The organism is Mycobacterium sp. NGS50 (assembly GCF_059812545.1).
The window spans coordinates 97,293-117,014 of record NZ_JCALCW010000015.1 but is presented as its reverse complement, the minus strand read 5'-3'; the positions used below and the strand labels follow the sequence as shown (position 1 = coordinate 117,014).

Sequence of the window (19,722 nt, the reverse complement as noted above, 5' to 3'; positions counted from 1 at the left end):
ATGCTTGATGAAAACATTGATCGTTTCGGTGGTGGCCGCCGTCGTCACCGCGAGCTGCTCGCTGGAGTCATTCGCGGCCGGCGGGGCCGTCGACGTGGTGGTGGGCTACCAGTCCAAGACCATCAACACGGTGACCGCCGGCACGCTGCTGCGCGCTCAGGGTTACCTGGAGCACCGTCTTGGCGGCATCACCGCGCGAACCGGAACCAAATACCGGGTGGTGTGGCAGGACTACGACACCGGTGCGCCGATCACCGCGCGAATGGTCGCCGAGAAGATCGACATCGGGTCGATGGGTGACTATCCGATGCTGATCAACGGATCCAGAACTCAAGGCAACCCGCGGGCCCGCACCGAAATCGTCTCGGTGACCGGCTATCAGCCCAGGGGGGCGCTCAACATGGTGGTTGTGGCGCCCGACTCGCCGGCGGTCACCTTGACCGACCTGTCCGGCGCGAAGGTGTCGGCCAGTGTCGGCTCGGCCGGCCACGGAACCCTGGTGCGGGCACTGGCGGGGACCGGAACCGAGGTCGAGGTACTCAACCAGCAGCCTCAGATCGGTGCGTCGGCGTTGGAAGCAGGTCAGGCGCAGGGACTCTCGCAGTTCGTTGCGTGGCCCGGGCTGCTGGTCTATCAGGGCAAGGCCAAATTGCTCTACGACGGGGCCGAGCTGAACTACCCGACGCTGCACGGTGTGGTGGTGCGTCGCAGCTACGCGCGCGAGCACCCCGAAGTGCTCAGCGCATTCCTGCAAGCCCAACTCGACGCCACCGACTTCCTCAACGCCAAGCCGCTGCAGGCCGCCGGCATCGTGGCCGAGGCCAGCGGGCTGCCGCCAGAAGTCGTCTACCTCTACAACGGCCCCGGCGGCACCTCGTTCGACACCACCCTCAAACCGTCGCTGGTGCAGGCGCTGAAGAACGATGTGCCCTACCTGAAGTCGATCGGCCCCTTCGCCGACCTCGACGTCGGTCAGTTCGTCCAGGACCACCCGCTGCGATCGGCCTTCGCCGAACGGCACCGCGACTACGACGCCGCCCGCGAGTCCACCCCGGGACCGGGCGGTGGGGGAGAACTGTGGCTGGAGGGATCGGACACCACAACCAGCCTCGCTGACCCAACTGCGCTGCTGCATGCCGTTGCGGACGCGACCGCACGCGGGGCGCCCGTACGCGCGGCCTACATCCACGACACCGAACTGGGCACCCGCTGGTTCGCCGACAAGGCGGTATGGGTGCGCGACGGTCAACGCTACCTGCCGTTCGACACCGCCGCCGGCGCACGACGCTACCTCGGACAACACCCGGGCACCGTCACCCTGGACTACCAGCGGGCCCTGGCAGGTGCCGCATGACCGCGGTCAGTCTCGGCGCCCCGGTCGCGCTGGACCCGGTCGCCGCCCCGCCGCGCCGAGCACACCGCGCCTGGCGATCGCGGCTGCTGAGACTGCTGGCGGTGGCCACCGCGATCGGAATATGGCAGCTGCTGACCGCCAACCACGTGCGCTTGTGGCTGCGCTTCGACACCCTGCCCACCGCCGGCGATATCGCCGCGGCACTGACCCACCGGCTGCGCACCGGCGAGTACTGGCTGGACCTGGCCCAGTCGCTCGTCCGGATCCTCACCGGCTTCGGACTGGCGGCGGTCGTCGGGGTGGCCGCCGGCATCCTGCTGGGTCGATCCCGGGTGTTCGCCGACGTGGCCGGAACACTCATCGAACTGGTCCGCCCCATCCCGGCCATCGCGGTCGTCCCGGTGGCGATCCTGCTGTTCCCCACCGACGAGGCCGGCATCGTGTTCATCACCTTCCTGGCGGCGTTCTTCCCGATTCTGGTCAGTACCCGACACGCCGTGCGGGCACTGCCCGCGCTGTGGGAGGACTCGGTCCGTACCCAGGGCGGCGGCCGCTGGGATGTGTTGAGCCAGGTCGTCTTTCCCGGTGTCCTGCCCGGCGTGTTCGGCGGCCTGTCCGTCGGCATGGGGGTGGCCTGGATCTGTGTCATCTCCGCGGAGATGATCTCGGGTCGCCTGGGGGTCGGATACCGCACCTGGCAGGCCTACACCGTGCTGGATTACCCGGATGTGTTCGTCGGAATCATCACCATCGGGGCGCTGGGGTTTGCGACCTCGGCGGCGGTGGAAGTCGCGGGACGCCGGCTGACCCGGTGGCTGCCCCGCGGAGAGGAGAGCGTGCGATGACGACAGCGATGAGCCTCGAGTTGGATCGGATCAGGCTGTCCTACAGCACTGCAGCGGTCATCGACGAGTTGAGTCTGGCGGTGCAGCCCGGTGAGATTCTGGTGCTCACCGGCCCATCCGGCTGCGGCAAGTCCACGGTGCTCCGGGCGCTGGCCGGACTGCTGGCACCCGAGGCCGGCCAGGTGCGGGCCGACGGCGCGGTGGTCACCACCACGTCCGCCGAGCGGGCCGTGGTGTTCCAGGACGACGCGCTGTTGCCCTGGCGTTCGGTGCGCTCCAATATCGAACTGGCGTTGCGGCTGCGCGGTGTCCCGCGCGAGAACCGTCGCGCGCAGGCGGAGCGGTGGATCGACGAGTTGGGCCTCACCGGGTTCGGGAACTACCTGCCCAAGAGCCTGTCCGGTGGGATGCGGCAACGCGTTCAGCTGGCCCGAGGCCTGGCCGGGGCACCGCGGGCGGTGATGATGGACGAGCCGTTCGGTGCGCTGGACACCCAGACCCGTTCGGCGATGCAGCGGCTGTTGATCGAGACCTGGACCGCGCACCCGACAACCGTTGTGTTCGTCACCCACGACGTCGACGAGGCGCTGACGCTGGGGGACCGGGTCGCGGTGCTGGGCCGCGCCGGGCAACCGTTGCGGGCCCTCATCGAGGTTCCGCTCCCGCGCGTCGATGTGCCCCGGGTCGCTGCCCGCGCCGAGATACTGGCCGCTCTGCATGATTTGGTGCCCGCATGATGCAGATCCCGGACCTGGAGCCGCTGCGACTGGATTGCGACGTGCTGGTGATCGGCGGTGGCACCGCCGGCACCATGGCGGCGCTGACCGCGGCCGAGAACGGTGCGCAGGTGCTGTTGCTGGAGAAGGCCCATGTGCGGCACTCCGGCGCATTGGCGATGGGGATGGACGGCGTCAACAACGCCGTCATCCCCGGCAAGGCCGAACCCGAAGACTACGTGGCCGAGATCACCCGCGCCAACGACGGAATCATCAACCAGCGCACCGTCTATCAGACCGCCACCCGCGGTTTCGCGATGGTTCAGCGGTTGGAACGTTACGGCGTGAAATTCGAGAAGGACGAGCACGGCGAATACGCGGTTCGTCGTGTTCACCGGTCGGGTTCCTACGTGCTGCCGATGCCGGACGGCAAGGACGTCAAGAAGGCGCTGTACCGGGTGCTGCGGCAGCGCAGCATGCGTGAGCGAATCCGCATCGAGAATCGGCTGATGCCGGTTCGGGTACTGGTTTCCGGCGGCCGCGCGGTGGGGGCCGCTGCGTTACACACGCGCACCGGGGAGTTCGTCGCCGTCGGCGCCAAAGCGGTGATCCTGGCGACCGGGCCGTGCGGGCGGCTCGGGCTCCCGGCCTCGGGATACCTGTACGGCACCTACGAAAACCCGACCAACGCCGGCGACGGCTACTCGATGGCCTATCACGCCGGTGCCGAACTGTCCGGTATCGAATGCTTCCAAGTCAATCCGTTGATCAAGGACTACAACGGTCCGGCCTGCGCGTATGTCGCCAACCCATTCGGCGGATATCAGGTCAACGCGCTGGGGGAGCGGTTCGTCGACTCCGACTACTGGTCCGGGCAGATGATGGCCGAAGTCCGCAGCGAGATCGAATCCGCGCGCGGGCCGATCTATCTCAAGGTGTCCCATCTGCCCGACGAGACACTGGGCGCGTTGGAGAACATCCTGCACACCACCGAACGGCCCACCCGCGGCACCTTCCACGCCAACCGCGGCCACGACTACCGCACCCACGACGTTGAGATGCACATCTCCGAAATCGGGTTGTGTTCCGGGCATTCCGCCTCCGGAGTGTGGGTTGACGAACACGCCCGAACCACGGTGCCCGGCCTGTATGCGGCCGGAGACCTGGCCTGCGTCCCGCACAACTACATGATCGGCGCGTTCGTCTTCGGTGACCTCGCCGGCGCACACGCCGCCTCGACCCTGGCCGAGGTGAGTGCGCCGCAAGATCTTCCGGCCGACCAGCTGGCAGCAGCACATGAGCTGATCTACCGCCCGCTGCACCATCCCGACGGGCCACCGCAGCCGCAGGTGGAATACAAGCTGCGCCGATTCGTCAACGACTACGTGGCACCGCCCAAGACCGCCGCCAAACTGTCCCTGGCCGTGCAGACCTTTGAGCGCATGCGCACTGAGATCGCCCAGCTGGGAGCCCGTACTCCGCATGAGCTGATGCGGGCGGTGGAGGTGTCGTTCATCCGGGACTGCGCCGAACTGGCCGCCCGCTCGTCGCTGACCCGCACCGAATCGCGGTGGGGCCTCTACCACGAGCGCGCCGACCTGCCGGCCCGCGACGATCAGCAATGGGGCTATCACCTCAACGTGCGCAAAACCACCGGCGGCGCCATGGAATTCCTGAAGCGTCCGGTGGCGCCGTATCTGGTGTCGGTACCCGAACTGGACGCCATCCCACCGGCCGACCAGTCCGTGCAGGCGGTGGAGCAGCCGGAGCTGCTGGGTGGGCAGACACCGGCGAGCGCGCGGTCGCGTATCACCGCGGCGGTTGCGGCACAGCCGCCGTCGCCGCGGATCGTCGAAGTCCTGGCGTTGACTGAACCGCTGTTGACGGATCTGGCCGGCTACCTGGCCGACCCGGATCCCAGAGTGCGGCGTACCGCCGTCGACACGGTGACCGAACACACGCCCGACGGCTACACCGCGGCGTTGGTCGACGCCTTGGGTGACGCCGACGCCGCGGTGCGTCGCACCGCTGCGGAGGGCATTCGCGAACTGGTCGAGGTGCTTCCGGATCCGGCGACGGCCGTCGTGCATCTGGGATCACCGGATCCGCTGGTGCGGGCGGCGGTGCTACATCTGCTGGCGGTGCGCCGGGTGGGTGAGCCGGCGCGCTACCGCAGCGCAGTGGCCGACCCCGACCACCGGGTCCGCATCGAGGCGGTGCGGGCGCTGGTCTCCGTCGACGACGCGGCAGGGGTGGCCGCGGCCACCGGCGACAGCAACCGCGAAGTACGGATCGCGGTGGCCAACGCGTTGGCCACCCTGGGCGCCGGGTCCCAGGATGTGCGTGCCCTCAGCGCCGATCCCGATCCGCTGGTGCGAGCCGCGGCCCTGCGAGCGCTCGGCGAAATAGGTTGCGCTGAAGGTGATGTCGTGAGCATTGCGGCGGCGTTGCGGGAGTCGGCGTGGCAGGTACGAGTCGGCGCGGCGCGGGCCCTCGCCGGCGCGGCTGGGCCGCTCGCGATACCCCTGCTGGCGCAGGCGATCGACGACTCACACCTGGATGTGCGCAAGGCCGCGGTGCTGGGTCTGACCCGCTGGGCCGGTACCGATACCGCCGCCCGCGACGCGTTGAGTGCCGCGCTCAAAGACGGCGACGCCGACGTTCGCGCCTACGCCCGCCACGCGCTGGCCGGCGCCCATTGAGAGGTCGGCCAATCACCGGTTCAGGCGGTGATTGTTCGCGACCCGGAATTTCACGACGCGACACCGGCGTGTCGCGTCGTGAAATTCCGACTCGGGTAGCCGCTCGCGCAGGGGCAGTGGCCGAAGTACCCTTACACCCCATGACCGGCGCCTCGGCTAATTCCCGACTGTCCGTGCAGGACTGGGTGCAGGCCGGCTTCCGCGTCTTGGCCGAGGACGGCGTCAAGGCGCTGACCATTGACCGGCTGTGCCGCGCGGTCGGTGCGACCAAGGGCAGTTTCTACTGGCATTTCACCGATATGAAGGCCTACCGCACGGCGCTGGTGGACACCTGGGCTGCGCTACGCGACGAAGACCGCGACGATTTCGACGACCTTGCGGTGCTGCCGCCGCGCCAGCGGCTGATCCGGATGATGACCTCGCTGGTAGGACCGCGGCATTGGATGCTGGAGCGAGCGATGCGGGAATGGGCGCGCTCGGAGGACGCCGTCGCCGCCGCGGTGCGGCTCTCGGATCGGCGGGTGCTGACCGCGGTTCGGCAGGCGTTCCTCGACGATGGCTTCGATGCCGAAGACGCCGACATGCGCGCCAACGCGACGTTCGCCGCCGGTATCGGGTTCCTGCATCTGGCCGGTTCGCGTCCCAGCCCGCGTGCGGTCGGCAGGCGCGAACAGTTCCTCGACTTGATGCTCCGGCGCTGATCGCCGCGCTGCCGAGTGCGCGGCCGACGACCCCTTGCCATACTAAAAGGTATGGTATGGTCCGGAGCGTGATGGCGGCGCCCGGGATCACCGCGGACTTTGTTGCTGCGCTGGCGGAGCGTGCCGGCGACGCCGAACGGCTGCGCCGGCTGCCGCAGGCCACCGTCGATGACTACCGGCGGTCTGGCTTGGCGGCGCTGCTGCTGCCCGCCCGCTACGGCGGCTGCCAGGCGGAGTTCCCGGAGATTCTCGACCCGATCCGGCGGATGGCTCATGGGTGTGCCTCCAGTGCCTGGACGTTGGGCTTCTACACCCTGCACAACTGGATGCTGGCGCTGTTCGGCGAACAGGCCCAGGACGAGGTGTTCGCCGGCGGCCCGGTGCTGTGCCCGGCGCCGCTGGCCCCGACCGGGCGCGGTGTGCCGGCTGACGGCGGAATCAGGTTGAGCGGTCGCTGGTCCTGGGCCACCGGCGTGATGGATGCCGACTGGGTGATGGTGGGTGCGATCTGCGGACCGGACACCGATCCCTATCCGGCGCTGGCGCTGTTACCGGCCGCCGACGTCGAGGTTCACGACGTCTGGCACACCGCGGGCATGTGCGCGACCGGCTCCAACGATGTGACCGTCACCGACGTCTGGGTGCCAGAACATCGGCTGGTCAAGGTGCTCGACGTCTACCGCGGCACCGCGCCAGGTGCCGCCCTGCACGGTGCGGCGACCTACCGCTGGCCGATGGTTCCGGCGCTGGCACTGCTGGCGGCGATGCCGGCGCTGGGCTCGGCCGAATGGACCGTCGATTTGTTTGCCGAGCGGCTCGGCAAGCGGGTGCTGGCCTATTCTGCCGCGGCACAAAAAGATCAGCCCGCCGCCCAGATCCGCCTCGGCGACGCGCGGGTGCGGCTGCGTGCCCTGCACGGACTGCTGGAGCAGACGGTGGCGTCGATCCAGGAGAGCGTCAGCCGCGGTGAACGGTTGGGCCGCCCGGCCCGTGCCGATGCCCGGGCATCCGCCGCGCACATCGTGCACGAATCGCGGGCGGTGATCGGCGATCTGCTGGGCGCCTCAGGTGCCAGCGCGCATTTCCTGGACCATCCGTTGCAGCGGATCAAGCGTGACGTCGACATCATCTGCGGGCATGTGGTCTTCGACTATGACGTCGCCCGCGAACTGGCCGGCGCGCTGGAGGCCGGCGTACCGGTCTCACCCATCGCCATGCTCTGAGACCACCCGCCTCACCGAGTGTGAACTCTGGGCGCAACATCGCAGGAAAAACCGCCACAGCTTCACACTCGGCGGAAGGCTACAGATCCAACGCCCGGTACGTGCGGTGCACGAACTTCGGTTGCGCGGTCTGCAGTTTGGCGATCGACGTATTGCCGGCGATCGCCGCGGCCGCGGTGTCAGCGGCCAGGGTCGGCAAGTTCTGGATCAGATACAACAGGATGAGATCCGCGCTGGGGTCGGCCTGCCACCAGGTGCCGTAGGCTCCCGGCCAGCTGAACGTTCCCTGCCCGCCCCGCCCGAACAACGGCCGTGACTTCTCGGCATCGGTCACCACCGACAGGTTCAGCCCGAACCCGCGGCCCACCCAGAACGGGGCGCCCAGAAACGGGTACCGCTTCTGCTCGGTGGTCAGCCGATCGGTGCGCATCAGCCGCACCGATTCCGCCGAAAGCACCCGCACGCCGTCGAACATGCCGTCGGCCAACAGCATTCGGGCGAAGGACAGATAGTCGTCGGCGGTGGACATCAGCCCGCCGCCGGCCTGGGGGAACGCCGGCGGAGCGATCGGCATCGGGCCCATCACGTCGTGGCGCAGCGAGTTGTCGGCGCCGAGGCTGTACATGGTGGCGGCCCGGCCGCGAGCGGCCGGCGACAGACAAAACCCGGTGTCGGTCATGGCGAGCGGGCCCAGAATCCGCTCCTCGAGCACCTGCTCCAGCGGCTTGCCCTCCAGCCGGGAGATCAGCACCCCGAGCACATCGATGGAGTGGCTGTAGGTCAGCCGGTCCCCGGGCTGATGCGCCAACGGCAACGTGGCGAGCTCGGCGATCCAGGCGTCGGGGCCCCGTCCGAAAGGCAACCGGGCATACGCCCGTGACAGCGGCCCGACGACCGAGAAGCTGTAGGCCAGCCCGCTGCGGTGCGTCATCAGGTCATCGACGGTGATCGTCCGCTGGGCGGGGCAGGTCTTGTCCGGCGGGCCGGCCGCGTTCAGCAGCACCTGCGGGGCGGCGAGTTCGGGCAGCCAATGCGTGATCGGGTCGTCCAGCGCCAGCTTGCCCTCGTCGACGAGGGTCATCGCGGCGGCGACGGTCACCGGTTTGGTCATCGACGCGATCCGGAACAGCGTGTCGCGCTGCATCGGCAGATTAGCCTCGACGTCCCGGTAGCCGATCTCGTTGACCTGCAGGATCTGCCCGTGCTGCCACACGACGGTCACAGCGCCGGCCAGCAGACCGGCATCGCAGGCCTCCTGGATGGAGGCGCGATTGCGGTCGAGAGTCACCGGATCAGGCTAATCGGGATCGACGAAGCCGGGCGCAGTCGGGTCGCCTGTCATTTCCGCCGGGCTAACCGCCGATGCTAAGCTGCCGACCAGTTCGACATCCTTTAACGATCCGTCCCGAGAGGCGGAGAAGGAGGTCAGCGGTCTCGCATGGGCGCTGCAGGTACTGACGACCGGGAATTGATGTCCGCGGCTGACGTCGGTCGCACCATCTCCCGCATCGCGCACCAGATCATCGAAAAGACCGCCCTCGATGGCCCCGACACCGAAGCGCCCCGCGTGGTGCTGCTCGGCATCCCGACCCGCGGCGCCACCCTGGCCGGCCGGCTGGCCGGCAAGATCACCGAATTCTGCGGCGGCCAGGCACCCAACCTGTCCTGGGGTGCACTCGACATCACGCTGTACCGCGACGACCTGATGACCAAGCCGCCCCGGCCGCTGGAGGACACCTCCATCCCGCCCGGCGGCATCGACGACGCGCTGGTGATCCTCGTCGACGACGTGCTGTTCGCCGGCCGCTCGGTGCGGGCCGCCCTGGACGCGCTGCGCGACGTGGGCCGGCCCCGCATCGTGCAGCTGGCGGTGCTGGTCGACCGCGGCCACCGCGAACTGCCGGTGCGCGCCGACTACGTCGGCAAGAACGTGCCGACGGCCCGCGGCGAAAGCGTGCACGTGCTGCTCAGCGAGGACGACGGCCGCGACGGGGTGGTGATCTCACGATGAGCCCACGGCACCTGCTGGCCGCCGGCGACCTGAGCCGCGATGAGGCCACCGCGATTCTCGACGACGCCGACCGGTTCGCGCAGGCCCTGCTGGGCCGTGAGGTCAAGAAGCTGCCGACGTTGCGCGGCCGCACCGTCATCACCATGTTCTACGAGAACTCCACCCGCACCCGGGTGTCGTTCGAGGTGGCCGGCAAATGGATGAGCGCCGACGTCATCAACGTGTCGGCGTCGGGTTCGTCGGTCAGCAAAGGGGAGTCGCTGCGCGACACGGCGCTCACCCTGCGTGCCGCCGGAGCCGACGCGCTGATCATCCGGCACCCGGCCTCGGGTGCCGCGCAGCTGCTGGCCGACTGGACCGCCAGCGGCGACGACGGCCCGGCCGTCATCAATGCCGGCGACGGCACCCACGAGCACCCCACCCAGGCGCTGCTCGATGCGCTGACCATCCGCCAACGCCTCGGCGGCGTCGAGGGCCGACGCATCGTTATCGTCGGCGACATCCTGCACAGCCGGGTCGCCCGTTCCAACGTCCATCTGCTGGCCACCCTGGGCGCCGAGGTGGTGCTGGTCGCGCCGCCGACGCTGCTGCCGGTCGGGGTGGGCGACTGGCCGGTCACGGTCAGCCAGGACTTCGACGCCGAGCTGCCCGCCGCCGACGCGGTGCTGATGCTGCGGGTACAGGCCGAACGCATGAACGGCGGCTTCTTCCCCTCGGCGCGTGAGTATTCGGTGCGCTACGGCTTGTCCGAGCGCCGGCGGACACTGCTGCCCGATCATGCCGTGGTGCTGCACCCCGGCCCGATGCTGCGTGGCATGGAGATCAGCTCCTCGGTCGCGGACTCACCGCAATCGGCTGTGCTACAGCAGGTTTCCAATGGGGTACACGTGCGGATGGCGGTGCTCTTCCATCTGCTGGTGGGGGGCGAGCCCGCAGGGTCGGCGACGGAGGGGGTGGCGTGAGCGTGCTGATCCGCGGGGTGCGGCTCTACGGCGAGGGAGACCGGGTTGACGTCCTGGTCGACGACGGCCAGATCGCCGAGATCGGTGTGGGTCTGGCGGTATCCCGAGCGTCAGCCGCGGACAGCACCGTCATCGACGCCCCCGGGCAGGTGCTGCTACCCGGCTTCGTCGACCTGCACACCCATCTGCGTGAGCCCGGCCGCGAATACGCTGAGGACATCGAAACCGGTTCGGCGGCAGCCGCGCTCGGTGGCTACACCGCGGTGTTCGCGATGGCCAACACCAACCCCGTCGCCGATTCCCCGGTGGTCACCGACCACGTCTGGCATCGCGGCCAGCAGGTCGGCCTGGTCGACGTGCACCCGGTGGGTGCGATCACGGTCGGGCTGGCCGGCACCGAACTCACCGAGATGGGCATGATGGCCGCCGGCGCGGCCCAGGTGCGGATGTTCTCCGACGACGGCGTCTGCGTGGATGATCCGCTGGTGATGCGCCGCGCACTGGAGTACGCCACCGGGCTCGGTGTGCTGATCGCCCAGCACGCCGAAGAACCGCGGCTGACGGTCGGTGCGGTCGCCCACGAAGGGTCCAACGCCGCGCGGCTCGGCCTCTCCGGCTGGCCGCGTGCCGCCGAAGAATCCATCGTCGCCCGCGACGCGCTGCTGGCCCGCGACGCCGGTGCCCGGGTGCACATCTGCCACGCCTCCACGGCCGGAACGGTGGAGCTGCTGAAATGGGCCAAGGGCCAAGGTATCGCGATCACCGCCGAGGTCACCCCGCATCACCTGCTGCTCGACGACTCCCGGCTGGCCGCCTACGACGGCGTCAACCGCGTCAATCCACCGCTGCGCGAAGCCTCCGACAGTCTCGCCCTGCGTCAGGCGCTGGCCGACGGCGTCATCGATTGTGTGGCCACCGATCACGCCCCGCACGCCGAGCATGAGAAGTGCTGCGAATTCTCCGCTGCGCGTCCCGGAATGCTGGGGCTGCAGACCGCGCTGTCGGTGGTGGTGGCCACCATGGTCGTTCCCGGACTGCTCAGCTGGCGGGATGTGGCGCGGGTGATGAGCGAGCGGCCCGCCCAGATCGTGGGCCTGCCCGATCAGGGCCGGCCGCTGGCGGTCGGGGAGCCGGCCAATCTCACCGTCGTCGACCCCGACGCCGGCTGGACGGTGCTGGGTGCCGAGTTGGCGAGCCGGTCGGCCAACACCCCGTTCGAGTCGATGAGCCTGCCTGCCACCGTCACCGCAACGTTGTTGCGCGGCAAGCTGACCGCCCGCGATGGGGGGGTGGTCCGATGAATTCCGGAACGCTGCTCGGGTCGCTGGTCTTCGCCGCCATCCTGGTGGTGCTGATCGCTTTCCTGAGTCACCTGATGTTGCGGGGCTGGCGGAACCGGGCGGCACGCCAGGCCACGCTGATCGGCACCCTGCCAGATGTGCCGGACACGGTCGGGCCGCCCACCGTCGCGGCCACCCGCGGCATGTACATCGGCTGCACGTTGGCGCCCAGTTGGCACGACCGGGTCGCCGTCGGGGATCTGGGCTATCGCACCAAGGCGGTGCTGACCCGCTACCCCGAGGGAATCATGGTGCAACGCAGCGCCGGTCGGCCGATCTGGATCCCGCAGGACAGCATCAGCGCCATTCGCACCGAGCGCGGCATGGTCGGCAAAGCCTTGACATATGACGGAATCCTGGCGATCCGCTGGACGCTGCCGTCCGGCACCGAAATCGACACCGGATTCCGTGCCGACGACCGCGGCGACTATGCCCGCTGGCTGGAGGGGGAGCAATGACCTGCGCCGGCGACGATGCAGAGCAAGCGATGAGGAGGAGCGGCGCCAATGACTAGGGCTGTGCTGGTTCTGGAGGACGGCCGTGTCTTCACCGGAACACCATTCGGTGCGGTCGGCCAAACCCTGGGCGAGGCCGTGTTCTCCACCGGCATGTCCGGCTACCAGGAGACCCTGACCGACCCCAGTTATCACCGGCAGATCGTGGTGGCGACCGCCCCGCAGATCGGCAACACCGGCTGGAACGACGAGGACGGCGAGAGCCGCGGCGAGCGGATCTGGGTGGCCGGCTACGCGGTACGCGATCCCTCGCCGCGGGCCTCGAACTGGCGCGCCACCGGCACGCTCGACGACGAACTGGTCCGTCAGAACATTGTCGGGATCGCCGGCATCGACACCCGCGCCGTGGTGCGCCATCTGCGCACCCGGGGATCGATGAAGGCCGGGGTGTTCTCCGGTGCGGCACTCGCCGACACCGACGAACTGCTGCAACGGGTGCGCGGCCAGCAGCCGATGCTGGGCGCTGACCTGGCGGCCGAGGTGAGCACCGACGCCGGGTACACCGTGCAGCCCCAAGGCGAACACCGGTTCACCGTGGCCGCACTGGACCTCGGCATCAAAACCAACACGCCCCGCAACTTCGCGCTGCGCGGCATCCGCAGCCATGTGCTCCCGTCGTCGGCGACGTTCGAGCAGATCGCCGAGCTCAAACCCGATGGGGTCTTCTTGTCCAACGGCCCCGGTGACCCGGCCACCGCCGACCACATCGTCGGTGTCACGCGCGAGGTGCTCGGAGCCGGAATCCCGCTGTTCGGAATCTGTTTCGGCAACCAGATCCTGGGCCGCGCGCTGGGGTTGTCCACCTACAAGATGGTGTTCGGCCACCGCGGCATCAACATCCCGGTTATCGACCACGCCACCGGTCGGGTCGCCGTCACCGCACAGAATCACGGCTTCGCGCTGGAGGGCGAGGCCGGTCAGCGGTTCGACACCGACTTCGGCCCCGCCGTGGTCAGCCACACCTGCGCCAACGACGGTGTGGTCGAAGGGGTCAAACTCGCCGACGGGCGGGCGTTTTCGGTGCAGTATCACCCGGAGGCCGCGGCCGGACCGCACGATGCGGAGTACCTGTTCGATCAGTTCGCCGACCTGATGGAAGGCGGCCGGTGAACTACTTGCCAGCGAGCGTGCGCAGTTGCACGCCGACACGCCGTGAAATGTGTACAACTGCGCACGCTCGCGGTGAGAAAGGCGGCGAATAATGCCACGCCGGACAGACATCAACCATGTCCTGGTCATCGGCTCCGGTCCGATCGTGATCGGGCAGGCCTGCGAATTCGACTACTCCGGCACCCAGGCCTGCCGGGTGCTCAAGTCGGAGGGCATGGAGGTCAGCCTGGTCAATTCCAACCCGGCCACCATCATGACCGACCCGGAGTACGCCGACCACACCTACGTCGAGCCGATCACCTGGGAGTTCGTCGAAAAGGTCATCGCGCAGCAGGCTGAGCGCGGCAACAAGATCGACGCCGTGCTGGCGACCCTGGGCGGGCAGACCGCCCTGAACACGGCGGTCGCCCTGCATGAGAACGGGGTGCTGGAGCGCTACGGCATCGAGCTGATCGGCGCCGACTTCGAAGCCATTCAGCGCGGTGAGGACCGCCAGCGGTTCAAAGACATCGTCGCCAAGGTCGGCGGCGAATCCGCCCGCAGCCGGGTGTGTTACACGATGGACGAGGTCACCGAGACGGTCACCGAGCTGGGGCTGCCGGTGGTGGTGCGCCCGTCGTTCACCATGGGCGGGCTGGGGTCGGGGCTGGCCCACAGCATCGAGGAACTCGAGCGGATGGCCGGTGCCGGGCTGGCCGCCTCGCCGAGCGCCAACGTGCTGATCGAGGAGTCGATCTACGGCTGGAAAGAGTACGAGCTCGAGCTGATGCGCGACGGCCGCGACAACGTGGTGGTGGTGTGTTCGATCGAGAACGTCGACCCGATGGGCGTGCACACCGGCGACTCGGTGACCGTGGCGCCGGCGATGACCCTGACCGACCGGGAATATCAGCGGCTGCGTGACCTGGGTATCGCGATCCTGCGTGAAGTCGGCGTCGACACCGGCGGCTGCAACATCCAGTTCGCGGTCAACCCCAAAGACGGCCGGCTGATCGTGATCGAGATGAACCCGCGGGTGTCGCGGTCGAGCGCGCTGGCCTCCAAGGCCACCGGCTTCCCGATCGCCAAGATCGCCGCCAAGCTGGCGATCGGCTACACCCTCGACGAGATCCTCAACGACATCACCAAGGAGACCCCCGCCTGTTTCGAGCCCACCCTGGACTACGTGGTGGTCAAGGCACCGCGGTTCGCGTTCGAGAAGTTTCCCGGCGCCGACCCGACGCTGACCACCACGATGAAGTCGGTGGGTGAGGCGATGTCGTTGGGCCGCAACTTCGTTGAGGCCCTCGGCAAAGTGATGCGGTCGCTGGAGACCAGCCGGGCCGGGTTCTGGACCGAGCCGGACCCCGCAGGAGATTCAGCCGATGTTGTCCTCGATCGGCTACGCACGCCGACCGAGGGCCGGCTTTACGACGTCGAACTGGCGCTGCGGCTCGGTGCCGGCGTCGAGCAGGTGGCCGAGGCCTCCGGCATCGACCCGTGGTTCGTCGCGCAGGTCTGGGAATTGGTGGAGCTGCGCGCTGAGCTGCTGGACACCGCGGTGCTCGGTGAATCACTGTTGCGGCGGGCCAAGTACTACGGGCTCTCGGATCGCCAGATCGCGGCGCTGCGGCCGGAACTCGCCGGTGAAGACGGGGTGCGAATCCTGCGCCAGCGCCTGGGCATCCATCCGGTGTTCAAGACGGTGGACACCTGCGCGGCGGAATTCGAGGCCAAGACGCCCTATCACTACAGCACCTTCGAACTCGATCCGGCCGCCGAGACCGAGGTCGCCCCGCAGACCGACAAACCCAAGGTGCTGATCTTGGGCTCGGGGCCCAACCGCATCGGGCAGGGCATCGAATTCGACTACAGCTGCGTGCATGCGGCGACGACGCTGAGCCAGGCCGGCTTCGAGACCGTGATGGTCAACTGCAACCCGGAGACGGTGTCTACCGACTACGACACCGCCGACCGGCTGTACTTCGAGCCGCTGACCTTCGAGGACGTGCTCGAGGTGTACTACGCCGAGGCGCAGTCCGGCTCCGGCGGTCCCGGTGTCGTCGGGGTGATCGTGCAGCTGGGTGGGCAGACCCCGCTGGGGCTGGCGCAGCGGCTCGCCGACGCCGGGGTGCCGATCGTGGGTACCAGCCCGGAGGCGATCGACCTGGCCGAGGATCGTGGCGCGTTCGGTGACGTCCTGACCAATGCCGGGCTGCCGGCGCCGCGGTTCGGCACCGCAACCAGTTTCGAGCAGGCGCGCCGGATCGCCGCCGAGATCGGCTATCCGGTGTTGGTCCGCCCCTCCTACGTGTTGGGCGGTCGCGGCATGGAGATCGTCTACGACGAGGAAACGCTGAAGGGATATATCACCCGGGCTACCCAGCTGTCCCCGGAGCACCCGGTGCTGGTCGACCGGTTCCTCGAGGACGCCATCGAGATCGACGTCGACGCGCTGTGCGACGGCACCGAGGTGTACATCGGCGGCATCATGGAGCACATCGAGGAGGCCGGAATCCATTCCGGCGACTCGGCTTGCGCGCTGCCGCCGGTCACGTTGGGCCGCACCGACATTGAGAAGGTCCGTCGCGCCACCGAGTCCATCGCCCATGGCATCGGTGTGGTGGGGCTGCTCAACGTGCAGTACGCGCTCAAGGACGACGTGCTCTACGTGTTGGAAGCCAACCCGCGGGCCAGCCGCACGGTGCCGTTCGTGTCCAAGGCGACCGCGGTGCCGCTGGCCAAGGCGTGCGCCCGAATCATGCTGGGCACCAGCATCGCTCAGCTGCGCACCGAGGGCATACTGGCGCCGAGCGGTGATGGGGCGGCGGTCGCGGCGGACGCCCCGGTCGCGGTCAAGGAAGCGGTACTGCCGTTCCACCGGTTCCGGACAGCCGACGGGTCCGGTATCGACTCCCTGCTGGGTCCGGAAATGAAATCGACCGGCGAAGTGATGGGGATCGACCGCGACTTCGGCAGCGCGTTCGCCAAGAGCCAGACCGCCGCCTACGGGTCGCTGCCGCGGACGGGGGCGATCTTCGTATCGGTCGCCAACCGCGACAAGCGCTCCCTGGTGTTCCCGGTCAAGCGATTGGCCGACTTGGGGTTCCGGGTGATGGCCACCGAGGGCACCGCGGAGACGCTGCGACGCAACGGTATCCCCTGCGAGGTGGTGCGCAAACACTTCGAGGACGCGACCCCGGACCGTCCGGCGATGTCGGCGGTCGATGCGATCAAGGCCGGCGAGGTGGACCTGGTGATCAACACCCCGTACGGCAACTCCGGTCCGCGACGTGATGGCTACGAGATCCGCTCGGCGGCCGTCGCGAAGAACATCCCCTGCGTGACCACCGTGCAGGGGGCATCGGCCGCCGTCCAGGGCATCGAGGCGGGCCTGCGCGGCGACATCGGGGTCCGCTCACTGCAGGAACTGCACCAGACGATCGGGCCGCGCTAGCCGTGGCCGGCTTCGGCGCCCGGCTAACCGAGGCGAGGGCTCGCCGCGGTCCGCTGTGCCTGGGCATCGATCCGCACCCGCAACTGCTGCAGGCCTGGAACCTGCCGGTGTCTGCCGACGGCCTGGCGGCGTTCTGTGACATCTGTGTCGAGGCGTATTCCGGGTTCGCGATCGTCAAGCCGCAGGTCGCGTTCTTCGAGGCGTACGGTGCCGCCGGCTACACCGTGCTGGAACGCACCATGGCTGCCCTGCGGGAAGCCGGGGTGCTGGTGCTGGCCGACGCCAAGCGCGGCGACATCGGGTCGACGATGGCGGCCTACGCCGCGGCCTGGGCCGGGGACTCACCGCTGGCCGCCGACGCGGTGACGGCGTCGCCCTATCTCGGGTTCGGTGCGTTGCAACCGCTGCTGGACGCCGCGGCCGCCCACGGCCGCGGGGTATTCGTGCTGGCGGCGACCTCCAACCCCGAGGGCGCCAGCGTGCAACGCGCCCAGGCCGGTGATCGCAGCGTCGCGCAGGCGATCGTCGACGAGGCGGCGGCCGTCAACCGGGCCGCGCACCCCGAACCGGGTTCGGTCGGCGTCGTCGTCGGCGCCACCCTGACCGAGGCACCCGACCTCAGCGCGCTCGGCGGTCCGGTGCTGATGCCCGGCATCGGCGCCCAGGGCGGCCGGCCGGAAACCCTGACCGGATTCGGCGCACCGCTGAGCCTGCTGCTGCCCGCGGTGTCCCGCGAGGTGCTGCAGGCCGGTCCCGACGTTTCGGCGCTGCGAACGGCGGGGGAGCGGATGCGCGACGCGGTAGCCTTCCTGGCCTGACCGGCCGTCTGGTCCGGACCGGGCCGATCGGGGAGGGAGCAGCCACGATCGATCGAGGCCTGTGCGGGTGCCGCGGTGTCGCCGACGGCCCCCGCACAGGCATTCGAACCGCGGTTACCAGCCGAAGTTGCCGTGCCCGCCGGTATTGGTGCCGGCCTCGCCGCCGAAGGGGCCGAGGTTGACGTTGCCGTTGTTGTTCTCGCCGGCGCCGCCGCCGATGCCGTCGGGACCGAGGTTGGCGCCGCCGCCGGTGCCGGTGTTGTAACCGCCGCCGAAGGGACCCAGGTTGACGTTGCCGCTGTTGTTCTCGCCGGCGCCGCCGCCGATGCCGTCGGGACCGAGGTTGACGCCGCCGCCGGTGCCGGTGTTGTAACCGCCGCCAAAGGGCCCCAGGTTGACGTTGCCGCTGTTGTTCTCGCCGGCGCCGCCGCCGATGCCTTCCGGACCGACATTGAAGCCGCCGTTGGTGCCGGTGCTGGCACCGCCGCCGAAGGGACCCAGGTTGGCATCGATCTCGCTGTTGCTGCCGGCTCCGCCGCTCACCTCACCGTCCGGATCGGCGCTGGCCACACCGACGCCGAAGCCGCCGAGCGACAGAACCGTCGCCGCCGCCAGCACCCATCGGCCAGGATTGCCCGTCATCGTCATCAATTCCCACTTCCGCTACCGAACAGGTATTCAGCGGAAACGCTCATAGACATACCCCCCGCTTTAGTACCCCCCGGGGTGGACCATCCACCCCGGGCAAACCTTATGCAGGTAACCAGCACACCGCAAATTCTCATTTCGCTTAACTGAAGCTGGCAATTCACCGAGTTCCTTGCCTTCCGCCGTCGGCACGCCCGCCGTTAGCGCTGATTATCGCAGCAAAATCTCAGGATGTATGGGCGTCAGGCTGCATGCAGATGAAAGTCCTATTCGATCACTGGGGGGCAGCCAGAAGAAATTCATCCCACTCGTTCGCTAAGACAATGCGCCGACAGGAAAGGGGGAATTCGTCCGCCGGAACTGTTCGGCAGCTGAATTCTCCGCCGGTGATCGCGGCCGGTTATGCCGGCGTCCGAATTAAGCGGGCTGCCAGCATCGGTGCCACGGTAGATCGGGCCGACCGCGGCCTCAGGTGGTACTCGATGACGGCACGACGGCGTTGTCGGGCGGCGTCGCATCCGCACCGGGCCGAGCCGCCTCAGGCCGTCCGCGTCGTACGTGTCGCGGCTTCGCCCCGGGTTTTGCGGCCCAAACGGCCCTACTACGCACCGTCGTTCTACGCCCTGTCGTCGCCGGCGACGGGCGGCGGACGCGCGCGACACGCTCGGTCATCTCTAAGAGATGACTAACGGGCGTGCGTCCGGGTGCTCGATCACCGCTGACGCCCTCGCCGAACGTCGCCGGATGGACGTCTCCGTGCGTCGAGCAGCCAAACCTCCTGATAGAACGGGTATTCCGGGCAAAAGGTCGGCAGCCGACGGCGTGCCGGCGGCGGCGTTGCGAGTCACCCCGGCCGGTGCCGGTTGCCCCGCACGCTGGGCATTTGTGGCGTGAAGGAGGGGGTGGGGTTAGATTTCGTCAGCGGGGGTGGGTACGGTCATCGTCGCTGGCTGGAGTACCCGGCCGAGACAAATAAACATCGATGCGAATCGATGATGATGAGGAGGAATCGTGGCCCTTCCCCAGTTGACCGATGAGCAGCGCGCGGCCGCGTTGGAGAAGGCTGCTGCCGCACGTCGGGCGCGAGCCGAGCTCAAGGACCGGCTCAAGCGTGGTGGCACCAACCTCAAGCAGGTGCTGAAGGACGCCGAGACCGACGAGGTCTTGGGCAAGATGAAGGTTTCGGCACTGCTCGAGGCCCTGCCCAAGGTCGGCAAGGTCAAGGCGCAGGAAATCATGACTGAGCTGGAGATCGCCCCCACCCGCCGGCTGCGCGGCCTGGGCGACCGTCAGCGCAAGGCCCTGCTGGAAAAGTTCGACTTTTCCTGACCGGCTCGCAGG

At 68.7% G+C, this 19,722-nt stretch carries 16 protein-coding genes; 14 read left to right on the top strand and 2 right to left on the bottom strand.

The window, feature by feature from the left end; genetic code table 11:
• Nucleotides 1-7: 7 nt before the first annotated feature.
• From AC5Y36_RS12910 to AC5Y36_RS12885, 6 genes are all read left to right on the top strand, one after another.
• Nucleotides 8-1,354, top strand: coding sequence for an ABC transporter substrate-binding protein (locus AC5Y36_RS12910; RefSeq protein WP_500041306.1), 1,347 nt, complete (start codon nt 8-10; stop codon nt 1,352-1,354).
• On the top strand, nt 1,351-2,199 hold the full coding sequence (locus AC5Y36_RS12905; RefSeq protein ID WP_500041305.1) for an ABC transporter permease: 849 nt from the start codon (nt 1,351-1,353) through the stop codon (nt 2,197-2,199). The genes AC5Y36_RS12910 and AC5Y36_RS12905 overlap by 4 nt, the downstream gene beginning before the upstream one ends.
• A complete protein-coding gene (locus AC5Y36_RS12900; protein WP_500041304.1) occupies nt 2,196-2,936 on the top strand; it encodes an ABC transporter ATP-binding protein in 741 nt (246 codons plus the stop codon). Before AC5Y36_RS12905 ends, AC5Y36_RS12900 begins: the two co-directional genes overlap by 4 nt.
• Nucleotides 2,933-5,617 (top strand): fumarate reductase/succinate dehydrogenase flavoprotein subunit, encoded by a 2,685-nt coding sequence (locus tag AC5Y36_RS12895; RefSeq protein ID WP_500041303.1) that lies wholly within the window; start codon nt 2,933-2,935, stop codon nt 5,615-5,617. Before AC5Y36_RS12900 ends, AC5Y36_RS12895 begins: the two co-directional genes overlap by 4 nt.
• Before the next feature lie 140 nt (nt 5,618-5,757).
• The gene (locus tag AC5Y36_RS12890) at nt 5,758-6,318 is read left to right on the top strand and encodes a TetR/AcrR family transcriptional regulator (protein WP_500041302.1); all 561 of its coding nucleotides are present in this window, start codon (nt 5,758-5,760) and stop codon (nt 6,316-6,318) included.
• 71 nt (nt 6,319-6,389) lie between these two features.
• Nucleotides 6,390-7,541 (top strand): acyl-CoA dehydrogenase family protein, encoded by a 1,152-nt coding sequence (locus AC5Y36_RS12885; protein ID WP_500041325.1) that lies wholly within the window; start codon nt 6,390-6,392, stop codon nt 7,539-7,541.
• Between the two features lie 79 nt (nt 7,542-7,620).
• Here the strand turns inward: AC5Y36_RS12885 and AC5Y36_RS12880 are convergent, their stop codons facing one another.
• Complete coding sequence (locus tag AC5Y36_RS12880; protein ID WP_500041301.1) at nt 7,621-8,829, bottom strand: serine hydrolase domain-containing protein; 1,209 nt, start codon at nt 8,827-8,829, stop codon at nt 7,621-7,623.
• A gap of 150 nt (nt 8,830-8,979) precedes the next feature.
• Here AC5Y36_RS12880 and pyrR point away from each other — a divergent pair, with 150 nt between their 5' ends.
• From pyrR to pyrF, 7 genes are all read left to right on the top strand, one after another.
• The gene (gene pyrR / locus AC5Y36_RS12875; RefSeq protein ID WP_500041300.1) at nt 8,980-9,552 is read left to right on the top strand and encodes a bifunctional pyr operon transcriptional regulator/uracil phosphoribosyltransferase PyrR; all 573 of its coding nucleotides are present in this window, start codon (nt 8,980-8,982) and stop codon (nt 9,550-9,552) included.
• Nucleotides 9,549-10,514 carry an aspartate carbamoyltransferase catalytic subunit gene (locus tag AC5Y36_RS12870; RefSeq protein WP_500041299.1) on the top strand — a complete coding sequence of 322 codons (966 nt, stop codon included), beginning with the start codon at nt 9,549-9,551 and terminating at the stop codon, nt 10,512-10,514. The genes pyrR and AC5Y36_RS12870 overlap by 4 nt, the downstream gene beginning before the upstream one ends.
• Nucleotides 10,511-11,815 carry a dihydroorotase gene (locus AC5Y36_RS12865; protein WP_500041298.1) on the top strand — a complete coding sequence of 435 codons (1,305 nt, stop codon included), beginning with the start codon at nt 10,511-10,513 and terminating at the stop codon, nt 11,813-11,815. The genes AC5Y36_RS12870 and AC5Y36_RS12865 overlap by 4 nt, the downstream gene beginning before the upstream one ends.
• The gene (locus AC5Y36_RS12860) at nt 11,812-12,312 is read left to right on the top strand and encodes a PH-like domain-containing protein (RefSeq protein WP_500041297.1); all 501 of its coding nucleotides are present in this window, start codon (nt 11,812-11,814) and stop codon (nt 12,310-12,312) included. Before AC5Y36_RS12865 ends, AC5Y36_RS12860 begins: the two co-directional genes overlap by 4 nt.
• Nucleotides 12,313-12,360: 48 nt before the next feature.
• Nucleotides 12,361-13,479, top strand: coding sequence for a glutamine-hydrolyzing carbamoyl-phosphate synthase small subunit (gene carA, locus AC5Y36_RS12855; protein ID WP_500041296.1), 1,119 nt, complete (start codon nt 12,361-12,363; stop codon nt 13,477-13,479).
• A 91-nt stretch (nt 13,480-13,570) separates the two neighbouring features.
• A complete protein-coding gene (gene carB / locus AC5Y36_RS12850) occupies nt 13,571-16,915 on the top strand; it encodes a carbamoyl-phosphate synthase large subunit (protein WP_500041295.1) in 3,345 nt (1,114 codons plus the stop codon).
• Nucleotides 16,916-16,917: 2 nt separating this feature from the next.
• The gene (pyrF, locus tag AC5Y36_RS12845) at nt 16,918-17,733 is read left to right on the top strand and encodes an orotidine-5'-phosphate decarboxylase (protein ID WP_500041294.1); all 816 of its coding nucleotides are present in this window, start codon (nt 16,918-16,920) and stop codon (nt 17,731-17,733) included.
• Nucleotides 17,734-17,847: 114 nt separating this feature from the next.
• On the opposite strand, the gene AC5Y36_RS12840 is transcribed toward pyrF, so the two are convergent.
• A complete protein-coding gene (locus tag AC5Y36_RS12840; RefSeq protein WP_500041293.1) occupies nt 17,848-18,381 on the bottom strand; it encodes a hypothetical protein in 534 nt (177 codons plus the stop codon).
• 1,011 nt (nt 18,382-19,392) lie between these two features.
• Between AC5Y36_RS12840 and mihF the strand changes: the two genes are divergently transcribed.
• Nucleotides 19,393-19,710: an integration host factor, actinobacterial type gene (mihF, locus tag AC5Y36_RS12835; protein WP_003932123.1), complete on the top strand. Its 318-nt coding sequence runs from the start codon at nt 19,393-19,395 to the stop codon at nt 19,708-19,710.
• Nucleotides 19,711-19,722 lie beyond the last annotated feature (12 nt).

Excerpts from the sequence above, each read along its gene's own strand:
- AC5Y36_RS12885 (WP_500041325.1), top strand. The coding sequence starts at position 6,390 with ATGGCGGCGCCCGGGATCACCGCGGACTTTGTTGCTGCGCTGGCGGAG.
- AC5Y36_RS12905 (WP_500041305.1), top strand. The coding sequence starts at position 1,351 with ATGACCGCGGTCAGTCTCGGCGCCCCGGTCGCGCTGGACCCGGTCGCC.
- AC5Y36_RS12900 (WP_500041304.1), top strand. The coding sequence starts at position 2,196 with ATGACGACAGCGATGAGCCTCGAGTTGGATCGGATCAGGCTGTCCTAC.
- AC5Y36_RS12840 (WP_500041293.1), bottom strand. The coding sequence starts at position 18,381 with ATGACGATGACGGGCAATCCTGGCCGATGGGTGCTGGCGGCGGCGACG.
- AC5Y36_RS12870 (WP_500041299.1), top strand. The coding sequence starts at position 9,549 with ATGAGCCCACGGCACCTGCTGGCCGCCGGCGACCTGAGCCGCGATGAG.
- AC5Y36_RS12890 (WP_500041302.1), top strand. The coding sequence starts at position 5,758 with ATGACCGGCGCCTCGGCTAATTCCCGACTGTCCGTGCAGGACTGGGTG.
- carA (WP_500041296.1), top strand. The coding sequence starts at position 12,361 with ATGACTAGGGCTGTGCTGGTTCTGGAGGACGGCCGTGTCTTCACCGGA.
- AC5Y36_RS12860 (WP_500041297.1), top strand. The coding sequence starts at position 11,812 with ATGAATTCCGGAACGCTGCTCGGGTCGCTGGTCTTCGCCGCCATCCTG.
- AC5Y36_RS12910 (WP_500041306.1), top strand. The coding sequence starts at position 8 with ATGAAAACATTGATCGTTTCGGTGGTGGCCGCCGTCGTCACCGCGAGC.
- pyrR (WP_500041300.1), top strand. The coding sequence starts at position 8,980 with ATGGGCGCTGCAGGTACTGACGACCGGGAATTGATGTCCGCGGCTGAC.
- carB (WP_500041295.1), top strand. The coding sequence starts at position 13,571 with ATGCCACGCCGGACAGACATCAACCATGTCCTGGTCATCGGCTCCGGT.
- AC5Y36_RS12895 (WP_500041303.1), top strand. The coding sequence starts at position 2,933 with ATGATGCAGATCCCGGACCTGGAGCCGCTGCGACTGGATTGCGACGTG.